This is a genomic window from Chitinophaga sp. G7 BAM 1005 (assembly GCF_057126945.1).
Genome location: NZ_CP181478.1, coordinates 5,695,035 through 5,710,275, shown reverse-complemented (window position 1 = coordinate 5,710,275; position 15,241 = coordinate 5,695,035). Strand labels below are relative to the sequence as shown.

Here is a 15,241-nt window from a genome sequence, read left to right as displayed (position 1 = left end):
ATGAACATCCGGAAAATCAGCGCAGATGATACGCTGCAGCTCCGCAGGGATGTGTTATATCCCAATGAGTCGCTGGACGCTGTAAAAGTAGACCACGATGCAGATGGATTACACTTCGGCGTTTTTGATCAGGGGCAGCTGGTAACAGTGGTATCCCTTTTCCTGGGCCGCGACAGTGCGCAGTTCCGCAAACTGGTTACAGCGCCGGCTGCACAGGGAAAAGGCTTTGGCAAAGCGATACTGGCGCATCTGGCGGATATCTGTAAAAAAGAAAAAATAAAACTGCTCTGGTGTAATGCCCGCGATACTGCAGTAACATTTTATGACAGGCTGGGCTACACGACGAAAGGTGATTACTTTATTAAAGGGGGAATCACTTTTGTTAGAATGGAACTGCCTTTGGATCAGCAAAACATGACTACTAAGAAATTTGAAATTATACCCGCTATCGATATCATCGGTGGTAAATGCGTAAGGCTTACCCAGGGCGATTACAATCAGCAGAAGGTATATAACGAACATCCGCTGGAAGTGGCAAAGGAATTTGAGGCTATCGGCGTTCGCCGCCTTCATCTGGTAGATCTCGACGGCGCCAAAAAAGGAGCGGTGGTAAACTGGAAAGTGCTGGAGAGTATTGCCGGCAGAACCAGTCTGGTAACAGATTTTGGTGGTGGTATCAAAACGGATAAAGACCTGGAGATTGTATTTCAAAGCGGCGCTGCATTGGCTACCATCGGTAGTGTGGCTGTGAAGCAACCGGAATTGTTTTTCAGCTGGGTGAAGCAATATGGGGCAGATAAAATATTCCTGGGCGCAGATGTAAAAGAAGAAAAGATCGCAGTAGGCGGTTGGCTGGAAACAACGGAGTTATCTGTATTTGATTTCCTCGAAAGCAATATCGCACGGGGCGTCACCAATATCTTTTGTACCGATATCGCTAAGGACGGCCTTTTACAGGGACCGTCAATCGATCTGTATAAAAAAATTATAGAACGCTTTCCGGGTATTAACTTTGTGGCCAGCGGCGGCGTGAGTAATATTGAAGATGTGGCGGCCCTGCAGGAAATTGGCTGTAGTGGCGCTATTATCGGTAAAGCGATCTATGAAGGTAACATCTCTATGGATGCATTAAAAACATTCCTGTAAACTATTAGTACATGTTGACCAAACGCATCATACCATGCCTGGATATTAAAGACGGCCGTACCGTGAAGGGCATCAATTTTGAAAATATCCGCGATGCCGGCGATCCTGTGGAACTGGGTGCTTTATATGCTTCACAGGGAGCTGACGAGCTGGTGTTTCTGGATATAACGGCAACGAACGAACGGAGAAAAACGCTGGCGGAGCTGGTAACAAACATTGCCCGTCATGTGAATATTCCGTTTACTGTTGGTGGCGGTATTTCTTCCGTGGAAGATGTATACGTGCTGCTGCAATCCGGTGCAGATAAGATTTCTGTAAATACTTCTGCTTTTAAAGATCCGGCACTGGTAGACAGGCTGGCCCGTGAATTTGGCAGTCAGTGCATTGTACTGGCTATTGATACCCGCTTTGAGGACGGCGACTGGTACGTGTACCTGAATGGCGGCCGTGTGAAAACGGATGTAAAAGCATTCGACTGGGCAAAAGAAGCAGTGGGTCGTGGCGCGGGTGAGATACTGCTCACCTCCATGAATAACGACGGTACGAAGAAAGGCTTTGCGCTGGATATTACCGGGCAGTTGGCACAGCACCTGAATGTGCCTGTTATCGCCTCCGGCGGGGCTGGTACAATGGAACATTTTACCGACGTTTTTGAAAAAGCACAAGCAGATGCTGCACTCGCTGCGAGCATCTTCCACTATAAAGAAATAGAAATTCCTGCGCTCAAAACTTTTCTTTATAACAAGGGAGTGAACGTAAGATTTTAAGTGATACCTGAAATAAGTAAACAATGCAGATAGATTTTCAAAAGTCGCCCGATGGCCTGGTACCGGCCATTATACAGGACGCCATCACCAATAAGGTGCTGATGCTCGGTTACATGAACCGGGAGTCGCTGGAGAAAACCGTTTTGGATGGCAAGGTGACTTTTTTCAGCCGCTCAAAAAACCGTTTGTGGACAAAAGGAGAGGAGAGTGGTAATTTCCTGATCGTAAAAGACCTGATGATAGATTGCGACCAGGATACGATTCTCATTAAGGCCAGTCCCGTGGGCCCGGTATGCCATACCGGCGCTGATACCTGCTGGGATGAAAGGAATGTGGGCAACGACTTTCTTTCCACCCTGGAAAACATCATTACTGACCGGAAAAATAATCCTTCCGATAAATCTTATACTGCCAGTCTTTTTGCCAAAGGCATCAACAAAATTGCACAGAAAGTAGGAGAGGAAGCCGTAGAAGTAGTGATTGAAGCCAAAGACAATAACGATGAGCTGTTCCTCAACGAATCTGCTGACTTGTTGTTCCATTACCTGATCCTTCTTCAGGCAAAGGGTTTCCAGCTGTCAGATGTTATATCGGTGTTAAAACAGCGGCATAAATAGTATACCGGCTTCGCCGGTTTTTAAATTGTCTTGCCCAGGATTTAACTGATTAAAATGATTTCGCTGATTTTATTTTTATTTATTAGAGGTTGATAACTAACTTATAAGCCCACTCATGAACAAAATCAAATCAGCGAAATCATTTTAATCAGTTAAATCCTGCTGCAAGACAATTTAGTGCTGGCGAAGCCGGCACCCATCTCCATAAAAAAATCTCTTCGTATATTACACCCCACTAACTAATTAAAATAATTTGTAATGAAACAGATTTTCCTGTTAGCCGTTGCGGTATTGGTTTTCGCAGGTGCAAATGCCCAGCAGGTGTCGGGTATTGTGAGGGGAGGCAACGGCAAAACCATCTATCTTTTTGACGACCAGGATAATAACCCGGATGATTCGGCAGTGATAAAGAATGAGCAGTTCAGCTTCCGTGTAAAAGGCGGTAAAGAGCCAGCAGTGTATGCGTTGATATTGCGGGATGTAAATTACCCGATGTTGTTTGTAACAGGGAATGAGCCTGTTCAGTTTACTACCTCTGTGGCTACCTATCCTATTGCCACTTCCGTGAAAGGAAATGAGAATACGCTGGCAATGCAGGAGTACCAGAAAGCATTTGAGCCATTGATTAAACAGGCGCAGGAGCTGAATGACGAAGCAAAACAGATTAATCCTGAAGATGAGCCGGGAAAGAATGCCTTCCGTAAGAAAGCAGAGACTTTCAGCCGGGAAGTGGTGAATACCGGTAAACAGTTTATTACCTCGCATCCGAAGAGCATTGCCAGTATCTGGCTGATGATGAACGAACTGCGCAGCAGGCTGGAACCGGAGGAGTTCAGACAATTGTTTGAATCACTGGATAAGTCGGTGCAGGAAAGTCAGTACGGGCAGAGTGTAACCGCCTATGTAAAAAGTCTGAAAGCGAACGTGTCGAATGTGGCCGCCGACGATTTTTCGCAAGAGGATAGTAAAGGGAAGCCGGTAAAGCTGTCGTCTTTCCGTGGTAAGTATGTACTGGTTGATTTCTGGGCGAGCTGGTGTGGTCCTTGTCGCCAGGAGAATCCTAATGTAGTAAAGGCTTATAACAGGTTCAAGGATAAAAACTTCACCATTCTGGGCGTTTCGCTGGACGATAACCGTGAGCGCTGGTTACGGGCTATCAGCCAGGATGGACTGGCCTGGACCCAGGTATCCGATTTGCGTGGCTGGGGCAATGAAGTAGCAGTGCAGTATGGCGTTCAGTCTATTCCCACTAACTTCCTCGTAGATCCCGCCGGGAAAATTATTGCCCGCAATCTGCGTGGGGAAGAGCTGGAGGCAAAGCTGGAACAGTTGTTAAAATAGCCGCTTATCAAAATCAGGTTGTTAAAGAGCGGCGGATTTTACAAATTTGTTATTCGTAAAACAAAAACCAATGAAAAAAGCAATTATAGGTGTTGCCCTTTTAGCGCCGGCGATGATGTTTGCCCAGGACAAGAAAGGTGTGGCTACAGGCAAACCATATACTATACAGGGAACTGTTTCTCAGCAGCACAATCCTGCTACTATATACCTCCGGATGCGCAAGAGCGGTGAGAACTTCATGGACAGCGCGCAGATCAAAGACGGTAAATTTACCTTTAACGGTACCCTGGAAGAAGCTGGTTTGGCCAGCCTGATGCTGGTGCAGAAAGGTACCGAGAAACCAGTGTCGATGGGACGCGATATGCTGGCGGTTTTCCTGGACAAAGGCGTTATCACTATCAGCACTACTGATTCTATCAGCAAAGCTACTGTTACTGGTTCCAAAGCAAATGACGATTACAAAAATCTGAATGAACAGCTGAAAGATGTAAATGAGAAAGGCGCTGCTTTGCAGAAACAATACCGCGAACTGGCGAAGAATAAAGACGAAGAAGGGATTAAGAAACTGGAAGCAGCATATGATGCGTTAGATGCAGAAGAGAAAAAGATCGAGAACGATTTTCTTTCTAAAAATACCAGTTCTCCTATTGCGATCTTCCTGTTAAACCAGGTAGCCGGTTACGATATAAAACCAGCTGAAGTTACGCCGCTGTTCAAGAAATTAAGCAAGGAAGCAAAGAATTCACCTTCCGGTAAAGAATTCTCCAAACGTCTCGAATCTGCCCGTAAAACGGCTGTTGGTCAGCCTGCCATTGAATTTGCCCAGGCAGATGCCAGTGGTAAAGACATCAGCCTGTCGTCTTTCCGGGGTAAATATGTACTGGTTGATTTCTGGGCCAGCTGGTGCGGCCCCTGCCGTGCAGAAAACCCCAACGTGGTAAAGGCATACGATAAATTCAAGTCCAAAGGCTTTGAAATCCTCGGCGTTTCCCTGGATGACAAAAAAGACAAGTGGCTGGCTGCTGTTGATGCAGACAAGCTCACCTGGACGCATGTATCCGACCTGAAAGGCTGGAAGAATGCAGCAGCAGACCTTTACGGCGTTCGCGCCATTCCGCAGAATGTACTGATCGATCCTAAAGGAAAGATCGTAGCGAAAAACCTGCGTGGTGATGAACTGGCCTCCAAGCTGGAAGAGATATTGAAATAATAATTTCCCTCCGGGAGAAAACATATTTAGAGGTGCAAAGGTTCCATCCTTTGCGCCTCTTTCTTTTTAAACAATCCTGCCCGCTGAAATCATCTTTCTAAAAAAATATTTGTTTGTCTACGAAACTTTCGTAGATTTACGAAAGAATCGTAATTCAAAATATTCATTGCTATGGAAAAGCTTACCCAGCAAGAAGAAACAGCCATGCTGGCTATCTGGAAAGTAGGGAAAGGTTTTGTGAAAGACTTCCTGGAAGCGCACAGCGCTCCGGCGCCTCCTTATACCACATTGGCTTCTACCATTAAGAACCTGGAGAAAAAAGGTTTTGTGGAAAGCAGGAAGGTGGGTAACGTATATGAATACACACCTGTTATGGAAGAAGCAGCTTATAAACAGAAGTTTATGAATGGCTTTGTGAAAGACTATTTCGAAAACTCGTATAAAGAGCTGGTGTCTTTTTTCGCCAAAGAGAAAAAGATCAGTCCGGCTGAGTTAAAGGAAATTATCAACATGATAGAAAAAGGTAAATAATAAAATTACGGCTATGGTACCTGCTATTTTAATATACCTCTTAAAGGCAAATATCGCGCTTACGTTATTTTTTCTCGCTTACCGTTTTGGTTTGCGCAGGCTTACCTTTTATACCGGGAACAGGTTGTTTCTGCTCACCGGTATTGCCTTTTCATCCTTGTTTCCCTCAATCCCCATTGATGCGTTTGTAAACAGGCACGAAGCACTGGCGGATAGTGTGATGACCTATGTTCCGGATCTTGCCGGCTGGCAGGCGCCTGCACCGGTGTTTACTATCTGGACATTGCTGGTGTATATCTTCTGGACAGGCGTATCTGTAATGGCTATACGTTTTTGTTTCCAGTTGTTGTCGTTATGGAAGATACACCGAAGCTCCCAACGCAGTGAAATAGCTGATATCCCCGTACAGGTGCTGCAGCAACCCGTGAATCCTTTTTCTTTCTTCCGGAATATTTATATCAATCCTGTGCTGCATCAGCCGGAGGAACTGCCGGCCATACTGCGTCATGAGAAAGTGCATGTACAGCAGTGGCATAGTGTGGATGTGGTATTGGGAGAACTCAACAATATTTTTTACTGGTTCAATCCCGGCGCATGGCTCATGAAAACAGCCATCCGTGAAAACCTGGAGTTTATAACAGACAGGTACCTGCTAAAGCAGGGCGTGGATAAAACCGCCTATCAATACAATTTAATTAAAGTAAGTGGGATCCCATATGCGACGGCCATCGCAAACAATTTCAATTTCTCACATCTAAAAAACAGGATCATCATGATGAACAGCAAAAAGTCATCACGTTATCAAATGGCGCGTTACCTGGTATTAGGACTACTGGTAGGAGGAACCGTTTTGTCGCTCAATTACACAAAGGCGCCTTCCGTTAATCCTTTTGCCAACGTTATCGTTAAAGACACTGTACCTCCGCCTCCGCCACCACCTAAAACGCCTCCGCCGCCTCCACCACCACCCAAAGTGGTAAAACAGCCGCCGCCTCCACCGCCGAGAATAGTAAAAGATACGGTGGCGCCTGCGCAAGGAAACGTGATCAGGCTTCGGAATGTGGATCCGGATGAAGCCCCGCTCTACATAGTAGATGGTAAGCCGGTGGAATCAATGGAAAGTACAGGTATTTCGCCGGACGGGATCGAATCTATCAGCGTGTTGAAAGACAATGCAGCTACTGCAATTTATGGTCCCCGGGGAAAGAACGGTGTGATCCTGATTACCATGAAGAAGGGGTTAAGGGTTGCACCGGCAACGGATACTACCCACCGTGCTGTTAATGTGATTGGATTCAGGACGGGTGTTAGTACCGGCAAAAACAATGGTGCACAAACGCTTCCGGCAGGTGCATTGTTACTGGTAGATGGTAAGAAAGTGTCCAGTGAAGAAGCTAACAGCATACCCGCTTCTTCTATCAAATCCGTAAATGTTTACAAGGGAGGCAAAGCTACTATTTACAAAGGCGAAGCGCACCCGGAAGGCGTAGTGATGATTACCACCAAAGGTGACGGAAATGCCATCAGAGTTGACTCAGATACAGTCATTATTAAATAATATTAACTGCAATAGCCCATCACAAAAAGCCACGGTCCGCCACCGTGGCATTTTTGTTTCTGCACAACATTATTTCGCAATAGCTGTTTATATAGGGTTAAGAACTCATTGCTTATGTTACAGAAAGGCCAAATTGCTCCTGATTTCACGCTGGAAGCCACTCCGGAAAGGAAGGTCCATTTAAAGGACCTGCGTGGCAAAAATGTAATCCTGGCCTTTTATCCGGCCGACTGGAGCCCTGTATGCAGCGATCAGATGACGCTGTACAATGAAATGCTTCACTACTTTGAAAAGTACAATGCTGTGCTATTGGGTATTTCTGTAGACGGAGCCTGGTGTCATCACGCGTTTGCCAGCGCCCGCCAGATCCACTTCGACCTGCTCTCCGATTTTGAGCCGAAAGGTGCTGTTTCCATTGCTTATGGCGTGTATGAGGAAAAGTTTGGCGTAAGCAAACGTGCGTTGTTTGTTATAGATGCCAACGGCATCATTCAATGGAGCTATTTATCGCCGGTGAACGAAAACCCGGGCGCAGATGGTATCCTGGAAGCCCTGGAAAATCTCAAAAATAACTGATATGCCTACACTGATCCCGCCGGTAAACGCATTGGACCATGTCCTCGGTGCGCCCCATGCCACTATCGAACTGGTTGAATATGGCGACTTTCAATGTCCCTACTGCCGGGAGGCTTTTTTCGTGGTAAAGGAACTACAGGAACGTTTTGCTAGTCAGCTCCGGTTTGTATTCCGCAATTTTCCATTGTCTGAAGCCCATGAATATGCGATGGATGCCGCTCTGGCAGCAGAAGCAGCCGCTAAACAAGACCGTTTCTGGGAAATGCATGATGCCATTTATAACCGTCAGCCCGAATTAAATGAGGCCTTGTTGATAACACTGGCAAAAGAACAGGGGCTGGATCTGCAACGATTCACAGAAGACATGGAGGCTCCCAAACTGCTGAGCAGGGTGGAGTCCGACTTTGAAAGTGGCGTTCGCAGCGGCGTAAATGGCACGCCTACTTTTTATGTAAACGGCAAACGCTACAACGGCGACTACCGCGAATTGTCTTCATTTCTGGTCAAGTGAACGCACGCAACGGAAACCCAGGTTCGCCAAACCGGATTCAGGTGTGCTCTTCATGCGTGCAGACACACGGTATCCCCGGCAATATTCATCACTGCACATAAAGGAACCTCCCCGGATTACGCGCTTGGCCTGGCCCGGATCGTCCGGATCAAACCCTGCTGCCGGTCCCGCCGGATTCTTCACTCCTTTTTCTCCCTGGATATAATAATTGGCATCGTACCAGTCTTCACACCATTCCCATACATTGCCGGACATGTCATATAACTGGTAACCGTTAGGACTATACGATTTCACCGGGGCGAGGCCGGAGTAGCCATCTGTTTTGATATTATTGTAAGGGAAATTACCGTTCCAGGTATTGGCTTTGGGCTTGCCGCTGGTTAAGGCTTCGGTTCCCCAGGGATATATTTTACCTGACAGGCCGCCACGTGCTGCGTATTCCCATTCCGCCTCTGTAGGAAGGCGTTTCCCGGCCCATTTGGCGTAAGCCTGTGCATCCAGCCACGACACCTGCGTAACGGGCTCATTTTCCCGCTTATCGATGTTGCTGGCTGGTCCTTCAGGATGTTGCCAGGTGGCGCCTGCTACAAAGGACCACCATTGGGAAATATCATTGAAAGGAACCGCATGATCAGGAGGTGTGAATACCAGCGCTCCCGGCGCCATCATTCCCGCCAATGCAGCGCTGTCGGGTTCCGGTGTTCCGGGTGGCAGGCTGGCCAGCAATTCTTCTTTGCTGATGGGCTTTTCTGCAGTTGTTATATATCCTGTTGCGGCTACGAATTGTGCAAATTCAGCATTGGTCACTTCATGTTCATCCATCCAGAAACCGGCAATATCCACGGTATGTTTAGGATATTCATCTGCCATACCGGTAGAGTCGTCGGCGCCCATTGTAAAAGTACCTGCCGGTATCAGTACCATTTTATTCAGCGAATCCTTTCCGGCGGCAGCTGCGTCCTGCTTCCCCGGATTCCCCGCACAGGCGCTCAGCAATGCAAAGCCAAGCAATAGGTTTATCTTAAACATATATTTGTCTATCAATTTAGTAGGCTTTCAAAAATAATATATTAAAACAGCTTTTGCGAAATTTTCACCGCAGGCTTTCCGGCCGCAATTGTCCCGTTAACAATTATATAATTAAATTTCCCCGAAAACTGTTGTAAACTGCATGCTGTTTCGGGAAGCATTTGCTCCCGGTTACAGGTATTGCATATGCAAACAACTGCCGTACCCTTTACCCGAAAGGACTTCGGGGATGATTTTCTCTGGGGGGTTACTATTTCCGCATTTCAGAATGAAGGTGCCTTCAATACCGATGGCAAGGGACTCTCTATTTGGGATACTTTCTCCGGCCGTAAGGGCAAGATCAAAGATAAAAGCCACGCACAAATAGCCACCGATTTTTACAACCGCTATACACAGGATATACTGCTGGCGAAGCTATTGGGCTTTTCCGTATTCCGTTTTTCGCTGTCCTGGTCGCGCATCATGCCTAAAGGCACGGGCGCGGTAAACTCCGCGGGGATCGACTTTTACCACCGGGTAATAGATGCGTGCCTGGAGCTGGGGCTGGAGCCTTATGTAACCCTTTATCACTGGGATTTGCCCCAGGCGCTGGAGCATAAAGGCGGCTGGAGCCACCGGGGTGTTGTTTTTGCTTTTGAAGAATTTGTACGGGTATGCGCCCGCGAATTCGGGAATAAAGTGAAGAACTGGATTGTGATGAATGAGCCTTTCGGCTTTACGGCCCTGGGTTATATGCTGGGGGTACATGCACCGGGCAAGTTTGGGCTCTCCTGGTTTTTGCCGGCGGTGCATCATGCGGTGATGGCACAGGCGGAGGGCGGACGGGTACTCCGGGAAGAAGTTGCCGGCGCGAATATCGGCACGGCCCTGTCCTGCTCACAGATTATCCCCAATAGCAACAGCGATGCGGACCTGATGGCGGCGCGTCGTGCAGATGCGCTGTTTAACCGCCTGTTCCTGGAACCTTCGCTGGGAATGGGGTACCCGGCGGCGGATTTTCCGTTGCTCAAACGTATTGAACGCCGGTACGCCCTGTGGCGCGACTGGGACCGGCTGGCCTTTGATTTTGATTTTATTGGTGTGCAGAATTATTTCCCGCTGGTAGTAAAGCACAACACTTTTATGCCGGTGGTGAGAATCTCTGAGGTGAAGGCCCGGTACAGGAATGTGCCGTTAACAGGACTGGGCTGGGAAATTAACGGCAACGGGTTATACGAAATTCTCCGCCAGTTTACCGGTTACAAAGGAGTAAAGAAACTGATCGTTACTGAAGGGGGGGCCGCCTTCCCGGATATACCCGGCGCTGATGGCCGCGTAGCAGATACTGCGCGCATCAGCTATTTCCAGGAATATCTTACTGCAGTGCTGAAAGCAAAAAAAGAAGGGATTCCGGTGGATGGTTATTTCGCCTGGACCCTTACCGATAACTTTGAGTGGGCAGAGGGCTACCGCGCCCGCTTTGGCCTGGTGTACGTGAATTTTGCCACGCAGCAGCGAATGATTAAAGACTCCGGCTACTGGTTTCGGGAGTTGTTGTCGGCGGAGAAAGAATTGTAGAAGATGCGGATTTTGTCTTGGAACAGGATTACGCTGATTATACTGATTACCAGGATTTGAACCTTTTAGATTTTATAATGATTAAGGGAGATATAAGCGAATAGATTCGCCTGTATCTCCCTTAATCATTATAAAAAATCTGAAAAAATAAAATCAAATAAATCAGTATAATCAGCGTAATCCTGTTCCAAGACAATTTACAATCGCCGAAGGCGATTCCTATCCACTATTGTGCCAATCGTTTAAAGAACCAGATATCCCTTAAGCTGAAATTAAATACAGCATTTACGTATGTTTCCTTCACCAGCGCAGTGCCTTCTTTTCCGCGTTGTCCGGCTTCCAGGCCAACATAATACCTGAGCTGACCATTTTTATTGGGGAGTGATACGCCCAATGTACCGGAGATGTCGGTGATTTGTGTGCTGCCTACTACCAGCGGGGTTTTATTATAAGCAAATCCCGCCTGTAACACGGCTCCTTCAAAGCTCTGGTTATAGTACTGCCGTTTAATCGTATATTCTACACCGGTTGAATACCGTTCTCCGTCCTGGTAGCGGTAGGTAGCGCCTTTTGCATTCAGTGAGTTCCACAGCGAGTGCCGGTAATCTGCTACCCAGGTAATGGTACCATTGGTAAGACTCAAACCTGCACCATATTCAGCGGGCAGGGTAAAGAAAGAAGGATCTTCATCTTTCTGGTATAACGAAGTACCATCCTGGTTAACGATATTCAGTTTTTCCTGGAGCTTCATCGTTGTTTCGAAGCGGTAAGTGGCGCCCAGTCCGAGTTGCCAGTCCTTGCCTATTTTCCCTGCATATTGTGCGCCTGCTGTAAAGTTGGGTTTGAATCCATATTTGTTATGCTGTGTTTGTAAGGAATCAGAACCAATATATTGGGTAGTATTCAACGGGCCGAATAAAAAGGCGGTAGACACGCCTGCGGAGAAGTTTTTGCTGATCTGGAAACCGTTGGAGATATAGGCCCGGTTAAACCCGCCGGTACCAGTAGTGGTGGCGGTTACAGGGGTGCCTGTACCGGTTACAAACTGTTGGTTTTCCAGTTTGTAATCGATGGTGCTGAAGGGAGTAATACCTGCGCCGATACCCCACCATTTGGCTGCTTTGAATCCGAGTGCGAGCCGTTTAAAATTAACATCCCCGGCGCTTTGTGAAATATTGTTGCCGCTGTAATTTATCTGCTGTGCTTTCAGCGACACGTCAAACATAAAGTTTTGCGGAGGCAGTGCGCTGTAGGAGGCGGGATTCAGTTCATTGAGGTAGCCGGAATGCCTGCGGCCGATGCCAGTGCTTCCCAGCCCGAAATTGCGGCTGTAATCCCTCGATTCCAGGTCGCCTATGCCATAGGCGGAATAAATGGAATTGAGGCCGCGTTGCGCTTTTACGGTGGCCGTGCACAACAGGAGTATGATTAATCCGCTATATATTTTTATTCGCATGAGTATCCTTTATTTATACAACAGATAGTATAACTGTATTTTAAGCTGGTTTTGAGTATTCTTCTGATCACCTGTAACCAGTCTGTCCAGCGTTGTTCTGCTGTCTGTAGCACTGGGTGTAAGCAGGAGGCCGCGGGAGTCGACATCGCTGACGGTTTGTTCTTTCGTTACATAGCTGGTAATGTCGAAGGTGTAGTTAGTGTTTTTATCATACAGTTTATCTACAGTCAGCTGACCATAAGTAAGGGTATCTGTTACATCGTTCAGTTTATTTACTTCGCACAGCGCCATTCTTGGTGGAAGGCGGCTATCGGTATAGGTGCCCAGCACCGGTTTGAGCGTCATGTATACTTTCATTATTTTAAAGAACTGTCCCATGTACACGAGGTTTTTGATATAGGGGATATCTATTCGTGTAGCCGAGCCGGTGATAGGTTGCGTGAATACCCTGTTGCCGGTGCTGGCGGAGGAAAGTTCTTTAACGTTGCCGGTAAGCGGCGCCAGTGGCGTGCCGGTATGGTCCGCTACTACCTGGTTGAATTGCAGGTTAGATGCCTGCATTTTAAAATCAACATATTTAACAGTGGTGATAATTTCGTTGACGTGATAGTATAACCGCATCACGAGGTAACTCTCTGTAGCGTTAAAGCCGGTAACGGCTTTACTGTTGGGCCCACCTCTCACATTCAGTCCTTTAAAAAATTCCAGGAAGGTATTATTGGCCGTGATATCCGGACTTTTGTTACGCAGCATGGTAAATAGCTGACTGCCCAGCAGATCGGACATATGCACGGTAACGATGGTGTCAGTACCCGGCCGGATAATGCCGCTGAAGCTGCCTATCGGTGTGCTTTCTGTGGAGAAGCTGCTGTTGTTATACAGGTAGTAGAAATTTTTTGCGGTTTGGATGGTAGACGTTACACGATACACCTGGAGATCCTGTGGTATGGTGGAGTCGCCGGCTATATAGCCGTTAGGACGCATGATCAATACCATAGAATCGTATGCGGAGCCATTCACCGGGATATCTACTGCGGCGGGTTGTGCAATCTGGAAATAGGACTGTATGGTGGAGGTGCCAAACAGCGGGTCCACTCTTTTCCCGGCCAGTAATACCTCAGCCCCGGAAGTGGGTACAGAATCCTGCTGCACCGTTTTCACATTTACGGTGAGCGTGTCGGTCAGGATGTAATCTGTATTCTGATTATTATCTACAACATTATTATAGGTAAACCCGGTTTTTTGGCAGGACGAAACAGCCGCCACCAGTAAAAGTGCGGGGAGGTACCTGCGTATACCTCCTGCTGAACGCCTGAAAAATAAGTGATACATGGTATTGTTCATGGTGCGCAATTTTAGACAGGATCAATACTTTCAGTTCCTTTAATATGCCAACGGCCAAAATTCATCGATGAATAACGAAATATATCCTTTATGCCGCCAATAGCGCGGCAACAGGCATTTCAGGCGAAAGAAACCAACTGGTAGATGAAATAACGGTATCCGTCCGTTAAAAACAGGGGAACAGCTATTTCCTGTTTGCCGGAATGCTCCTGCGGATAATTTTGGCGCTAGTAAAAAGAACATGCTAATGCGATATTTAAAAGGTTATAGTTTATTATTGATGGCTTCCCTGGCGGCCTGTTCGAAAAGTTCAGATACCACTACGCTGGTGGGGAACTGGGTTAAGCGCTCTCAATATGAAGGCGTGGCCAGGAGTTCGGCGGCTTCCTTTGTAATTGATAATAAAGCTTACGTAGGTACCGGCTATGATGGAACTGAAAGGTTACAGGACTTCTGGGTGTACGATGTGGATCAGAACCAGTGGACGCAGATTACCTCATTCCCCGGCGTGGCAAGGAATGGAGCAGTTGGAATGGCAATGGCCGGTAAAGGTTATGTGGGTACCGGTTACGACGGATTAAATAAACTGAACGACTTTTACGAATACGATCCGGTTGCCAAAACCTGGACCAAAAAAGCCAACTTTAAAGGAACCGCCCGTTATGGCGCGGTGGCTTTTGCACTGAACGATAAAGGTTTTATTACCACCGGTTATGATGGCAACTGGTTAAAGGACAACTGGAAATTTGACCCTACAGCTCCGGATGCCACCGCGTGGACGCAGGTAGAAAGCATGAACAGCGGAAAGAGAACAGATGCTTCTGCTTTTGTGATCGGTAACAAAGCCTATGTTTGCATGGGTACTGCCAACGCTGCTAATGTAACCGACTTCTATTCATTCGACGGAACTAACTGGACTACCCTCAACCCTATCTCCAACGTAAGCGATGATAGCTTTGATGATGACTATAACTTTGCAGGCAGCTCCGCCGCCGCTTTCTCCATGCAGGGCAAGGGCTACATCGTTTCAGGTATTAAAGGCGGCTATTCCGCTGCTGTATGGGAATACACGCCGGGTACCGACCGCTGGGTACAGAAAACTGCTTTTGAAGGCGCTGCCCGCTCAGGAGCAGTTGGCTTTAGTTTGAAAGACCGTGGCTTCGTTGGACTGGGCGCCAGCTCCAGCCTGTCGCTCGATGATTTCTGGGAATTTTATCCTACTGCAGAGTACAACGAAAATGACTAAGCGTAATATAATTATCGTAGCCGGTATTGCCGTGATCGTACTGGCTTTTGTGGTGGGGAAATCTTACCGGCAAACCACCCACGACCCCGGATCGGATATGGTTCCGGTAGTAGTGGTGCCCTTTGAGATAAACAACGGATGGGGATACAGGGTAAATATAGACGGACACACCTATATTTACCAGGATGTGATTCCCGGTCTTCCCGGTAACCATGCGTTCAGATCAAGAGAGCAGGCAATGCGTGTAGGACAGGTGGTAGCTACGAAGTTGACACAACATAAAATACCATCAGTATCCCGGCAGGAATTAATAGCCATGCAGATACCGGAAGCGCAATAGCGAATGTTGTCT

15 protein-coding genes are annotated in these 15,241 nt (G+C 47.3%); 12 read left to right on the top strand and 3 right to left on the bottom strand.

Annotated elements, in window-relative coordinates:
* The 9 genes from hisA to ACMXI2_RS22605 all read left to right on the top strand — a co-directional run bounded on the left by hisA (position 1) and on the right by ACMXI2_RS22605 (position 8,257).
* Complete coding sequence (hisA, locus tag ACMXI2_RS22645) at positions 1 to 1,146, top strand: 1-(5-phosphoribosyl)-5-[(5-phosphoribosylamino)methylideneamino]imidazole-4-carboxamide isomerase (RefSeq protein WP_483778329.1); 1,146 nt, start codon at positions 1 to 3, stop codon at positions 1,144 to 1,146.
* An 11-nt stretch (positions 1,147 to 1,157) separates the two neighbouring features.
* Positions 1,158 to 1,913 carry an imidazole glycerol phosphate synthase subunit HisF gene (gene hisF, locus ACMXI2_RS22640; protein WP_483778328.1) on the top strand — a complete coding sequence of 252 codons (756 nt, stop codon included), beginning with the start codon at positions 1,158 to 1,160 and terminating at the stop codon, positions 1,911 to 1,913.
* Between the two features lie 23 nt (positions 1,914 to 1,936).
* Positions 1,937 to 2,530, top strand: a complete 594-nt coding sequence (hisIE, locus tag ACMXI2_RS22635; protein ID WP_483778327.1) for a bifunctional phosphoribosyl-AMP cyclohydrolase/phosphoribosyl-ATP diphosphatase HisIE — start codon at positions 1,937 to 1,939, stop codon at positions 2,528 to 2,530.
* 258 nt (positions 2,531 to 2,788) lie between these two features.
* Positions 2,789 to 3,871, top strand: coding sequence for a redoxin domain-containing protein (locus ACMXI2_RS22630; RefSeq protein ID WP_483778326.1), 1,083 nt, complete (start codon positions 2,789 to 2,791; stop codon positions 3,869 to 3,871).
* A gap of 70 nt (positions 3,872 to 3,941) precedes the next feature.
* On the top strand, positions 3,942 to 5,081 hold the full coding sequence (locus ACMXI2_RS22625; RefSeq protein WP_483778325.1) for a redoxin domain-containing protein: 1,140 nt from the start codon (positions 3,942 to 3,944) through the stop codon (positions 5,079 to 5,081).
* Positions 5,082 to 5,252: 171 nt separating this feature from the next.
* Entirely contained in the window at positions 5,253 to 5,612 is a 360-nt protein-coding gene (locus ACMXI2_RS22620; RefSeq protein WP_079470564.1) for a BlaI/MecI/CopY family transcriptional regulator, read from the top strand.
* Between the two features lie 13 nt (positions 5,613 to 5,625).
* Positions 5,626 to 7,170, top strand: a complete 1,545-nt coding sequence (locus ACMXI2_RS22615) for a M56 family metallopeptidase (RefSeq protein WP_483778324.1) — start codon at positions 5,626 to 5,628, stop codon at positions 7,168 to 7,170.
* A gap of 114 nt (positions 7,171 to 7,284) precedes the next feature.
* Positions 7,285 to 7,746 carry a redoxin domain-containing protein gene (locus ACMXI2_RS22610; RefSeq protein ID WP_483778323.1) on the top strand — a complete coding sequence of 154 codons (462 nt, stop codon included), beginning with the start codon at positions 7,285 to 7,287 and terminating at the stop codon, positions 7,744 to 7,746.
* 1 nt (position 7,747) lies between these two features.
* On the top strand, positions 7,748 to 8,257 hold the full coding sequence (locus tag ACMXI2_RS22605; RefSeq protein ID WP_483778322.1) for a DsbA family protein: 510 nt from the start codon (positions 7,748 to 7,750) through the stop codon (positions 8,255 to 8,257).
* Here ACMXI2_RS22605 and ACMXI2_RS22600 read toward each other — a convergent pair.
* A complete protein-coding gene (locus ACMXI2_RS22600; RefSeq protein WP_483778321.1) occupies positions 8,240 to 9,286 on the bottom strand; it encodes a formylglycine-generating enzyme family protein in 1,047 nt (348 codons plus the stop codon). The two genes, ACMXI2_RS22605 and ACMXI2_RS22600, sit on opposite strands and share 18 nt — an antisense overlap.
* A 186-nt stretch (positions 9,287 to 9,472) precedes the next feature.
* Here ACMXI2_RS22600 and ACMXI2_RS22595 point away from each other — a divergent pair, with 186 nt between their 5' ends.
* A complete protein-coding gene (locus ACMXI2_RS22595; RefSeq protein ID WP_483778320.1) occupies positions 9,473 to 10,843 on the top strand; it encodes a GH1 family beta-glucosidase in 1,371 nt (456 codons plus the stop codon).
* A 226-nt stretch (positions 10,844 to 11,069) separates the two neighbouring features.
* Here ACMXI2_RS22595 and bamG read toward each other — a convergent pair whose 3' ends face one another.
* Positions 11,070 to 12,299, bottom strand: coding sequence for a BamG family beta-barrel-assembly machinery protein (gene bamG, locus ACMXI2_RS22590; protein ID WP_483778319.1), 1,230 nt, complete (start codon positions 12,297 to 12,299; stop codon positions 11,070 to 11,072).
* 9 nt (positions 12,300 to 12,308) lie between these two features.
* Positions 12,309 to 13,643 carry a DUF4270 family protein gene (locus ACMXI2_RS22585; protein ID WP_483778318.1) on the bottom strand — a complete coding sequence of 445 codons (1,335 nt, stop codon included), beginning with the start codon at positions 13,641 to 13,643 and terminating at the stop codon, positions 12,309 to 12,311.
* A gap of 247 nt (positions 13,644 to 13,890) precedes the next feature.
* Between ACMXI2_RS22585 and ACMXI2_RS22580 the strand changes: the two genes are divergently transcribed.
* Entirely contained in the window at positions 13,891 to 14,889 is a 999-nt protein-coding gene (locus ACMXI2_RS22580) for a Kelch repeat-containing protein (RefSeq protein ID WP_483778317.1), read from the top strand.
* Positions 14,882 to 15,229, top strand: a complete 348-nt coding sequence (locus ACMXI2_RS22575) for a DUF4907 domain-containing protein (RefSeq protein WP_483778316.1) — start codon at positions 14,882 to 14,884, stop codon at positions 15,227 to 15,229. The genes ACMXI2_RS22580 and ACMXI2_RS22575 overlap by 8 nt, the downstream gene beginning before the upstream one ends.
* Positions 15,230 to 15,241: the final 12 nt, after the last annotated feature.

What these genes read in the sequence shown, in the direction of transcription:
- hisF (WP_483778328.1), top strand. Translation starts at nt 1,158, where the DNA reads ATGTTGACCAAACGCATCATACCATGCCTGGATATTAAAGACGGCCGT.
- ACMXI2_RS22585 (WP_483778318.1), bottom strand. Translation starts at nt 13,643, where the DNA reads ATGAACAATACCATGTATCACTTATTTTTCAGGCGTTCAGCAGGAGGT.
- ACMXI2_RS22600 (WP_483778321.1), bottom strand. Translation starts at nt 9,286, where the DNA reads ATGTTTAAGATAAACCTATTGCTTGGCTTTGCATTGCTGAGCGCCTGT.
- bamG (WP_483778319.1), bottom strand. Translation starts at nt 12,299, where the DNA reads ATGCGAATAAAAATATATAGCGGATTAATCATACTCCTGTTGTGCACG.
- ACMXI2_RS22575 (WP_483778316.1), top strand. Translation starts at nt 14,882, where the DNA reads ATGACTAAGCGTAATATAATTATCGTAGCCGGTATTGCCGTGATCGTA.
- ACMXI2_RS22580 (WP_483778317.1), top strand. Translation starts at nt 13,891, where the DNA reads ATGCGATATTTAAAAGGTTATAGTTTATTATTGATGGCTTCCCTGGCG.
- ACMXI2_RS22620 (WP_079470564.1), top strand. Translation starts at nt 5,253, where the DNA reads ATGGAAAAGCTTACCCAGCAAGAAGAAACAGCCATGCTGGCTATCTGG.
- ACMXI2_RS22630 (WP_483778326.1), top strand. Translation starts at nt 2,789, where the DNA reads ATGAAACAGATTTTCCTGTTAGCCGTTGCGGTATTGGTTTTCGCAGGT.
- hisIE (WP_483778327.1), top strand. Translation starts at nt 1,937, where the DNA reads ATGCAGATAGATTTTCAAAAGTCGCCCGATGGCCTGGTACCGGCCATT.
- ACMXI2_RS22605 (WP_483778322.1), top strand. Translation starts at nt 7,748, where the DNA reads ATGCCTACACTGATCCCGCCGGTAAACGCATTGGACCATGTCCTCGGT.
- ACMXI2_RS22595 (WP_483778320.1), top strand. Translation starts at nt 9,473, where the DNA reads ATGCAAACAACTGCCGTACCCTTTACCCGAAAGGACTTCGGGGATGAT.
- hisA (WP_483778329.1), top strand. Translation starts at nt 1, where the DNA reads ATGAACATCCGGAAAATCAGCGCAGATGATACGCTGCAGCTCCGCAGG.
- ACMXI2_RS22610 (WP_483778323.1), top strand. Translation starts at nt 7,285, where the DNA reads ATGTTACAGAAAGGCCAAATTGCTCCTGATTTCACGCTGGAAGCCACT.
- ACMXI2_RS22615 (WP_483778324.1), top strand. Translation starts at nt 5,626, where the DNA reads ATGGTACCTGCTATTTTAATATACCTCTTAAAGGCAAATATCGCGCTT.
- ACMXI2_RS22625 (WP_483778325.1), top strand. Translation starts at nt 3,942, where the DNA reads ATGAAAAAAGCAATTATAGGTGTTGCCCTTTTAGCGCCGGCGATGATG.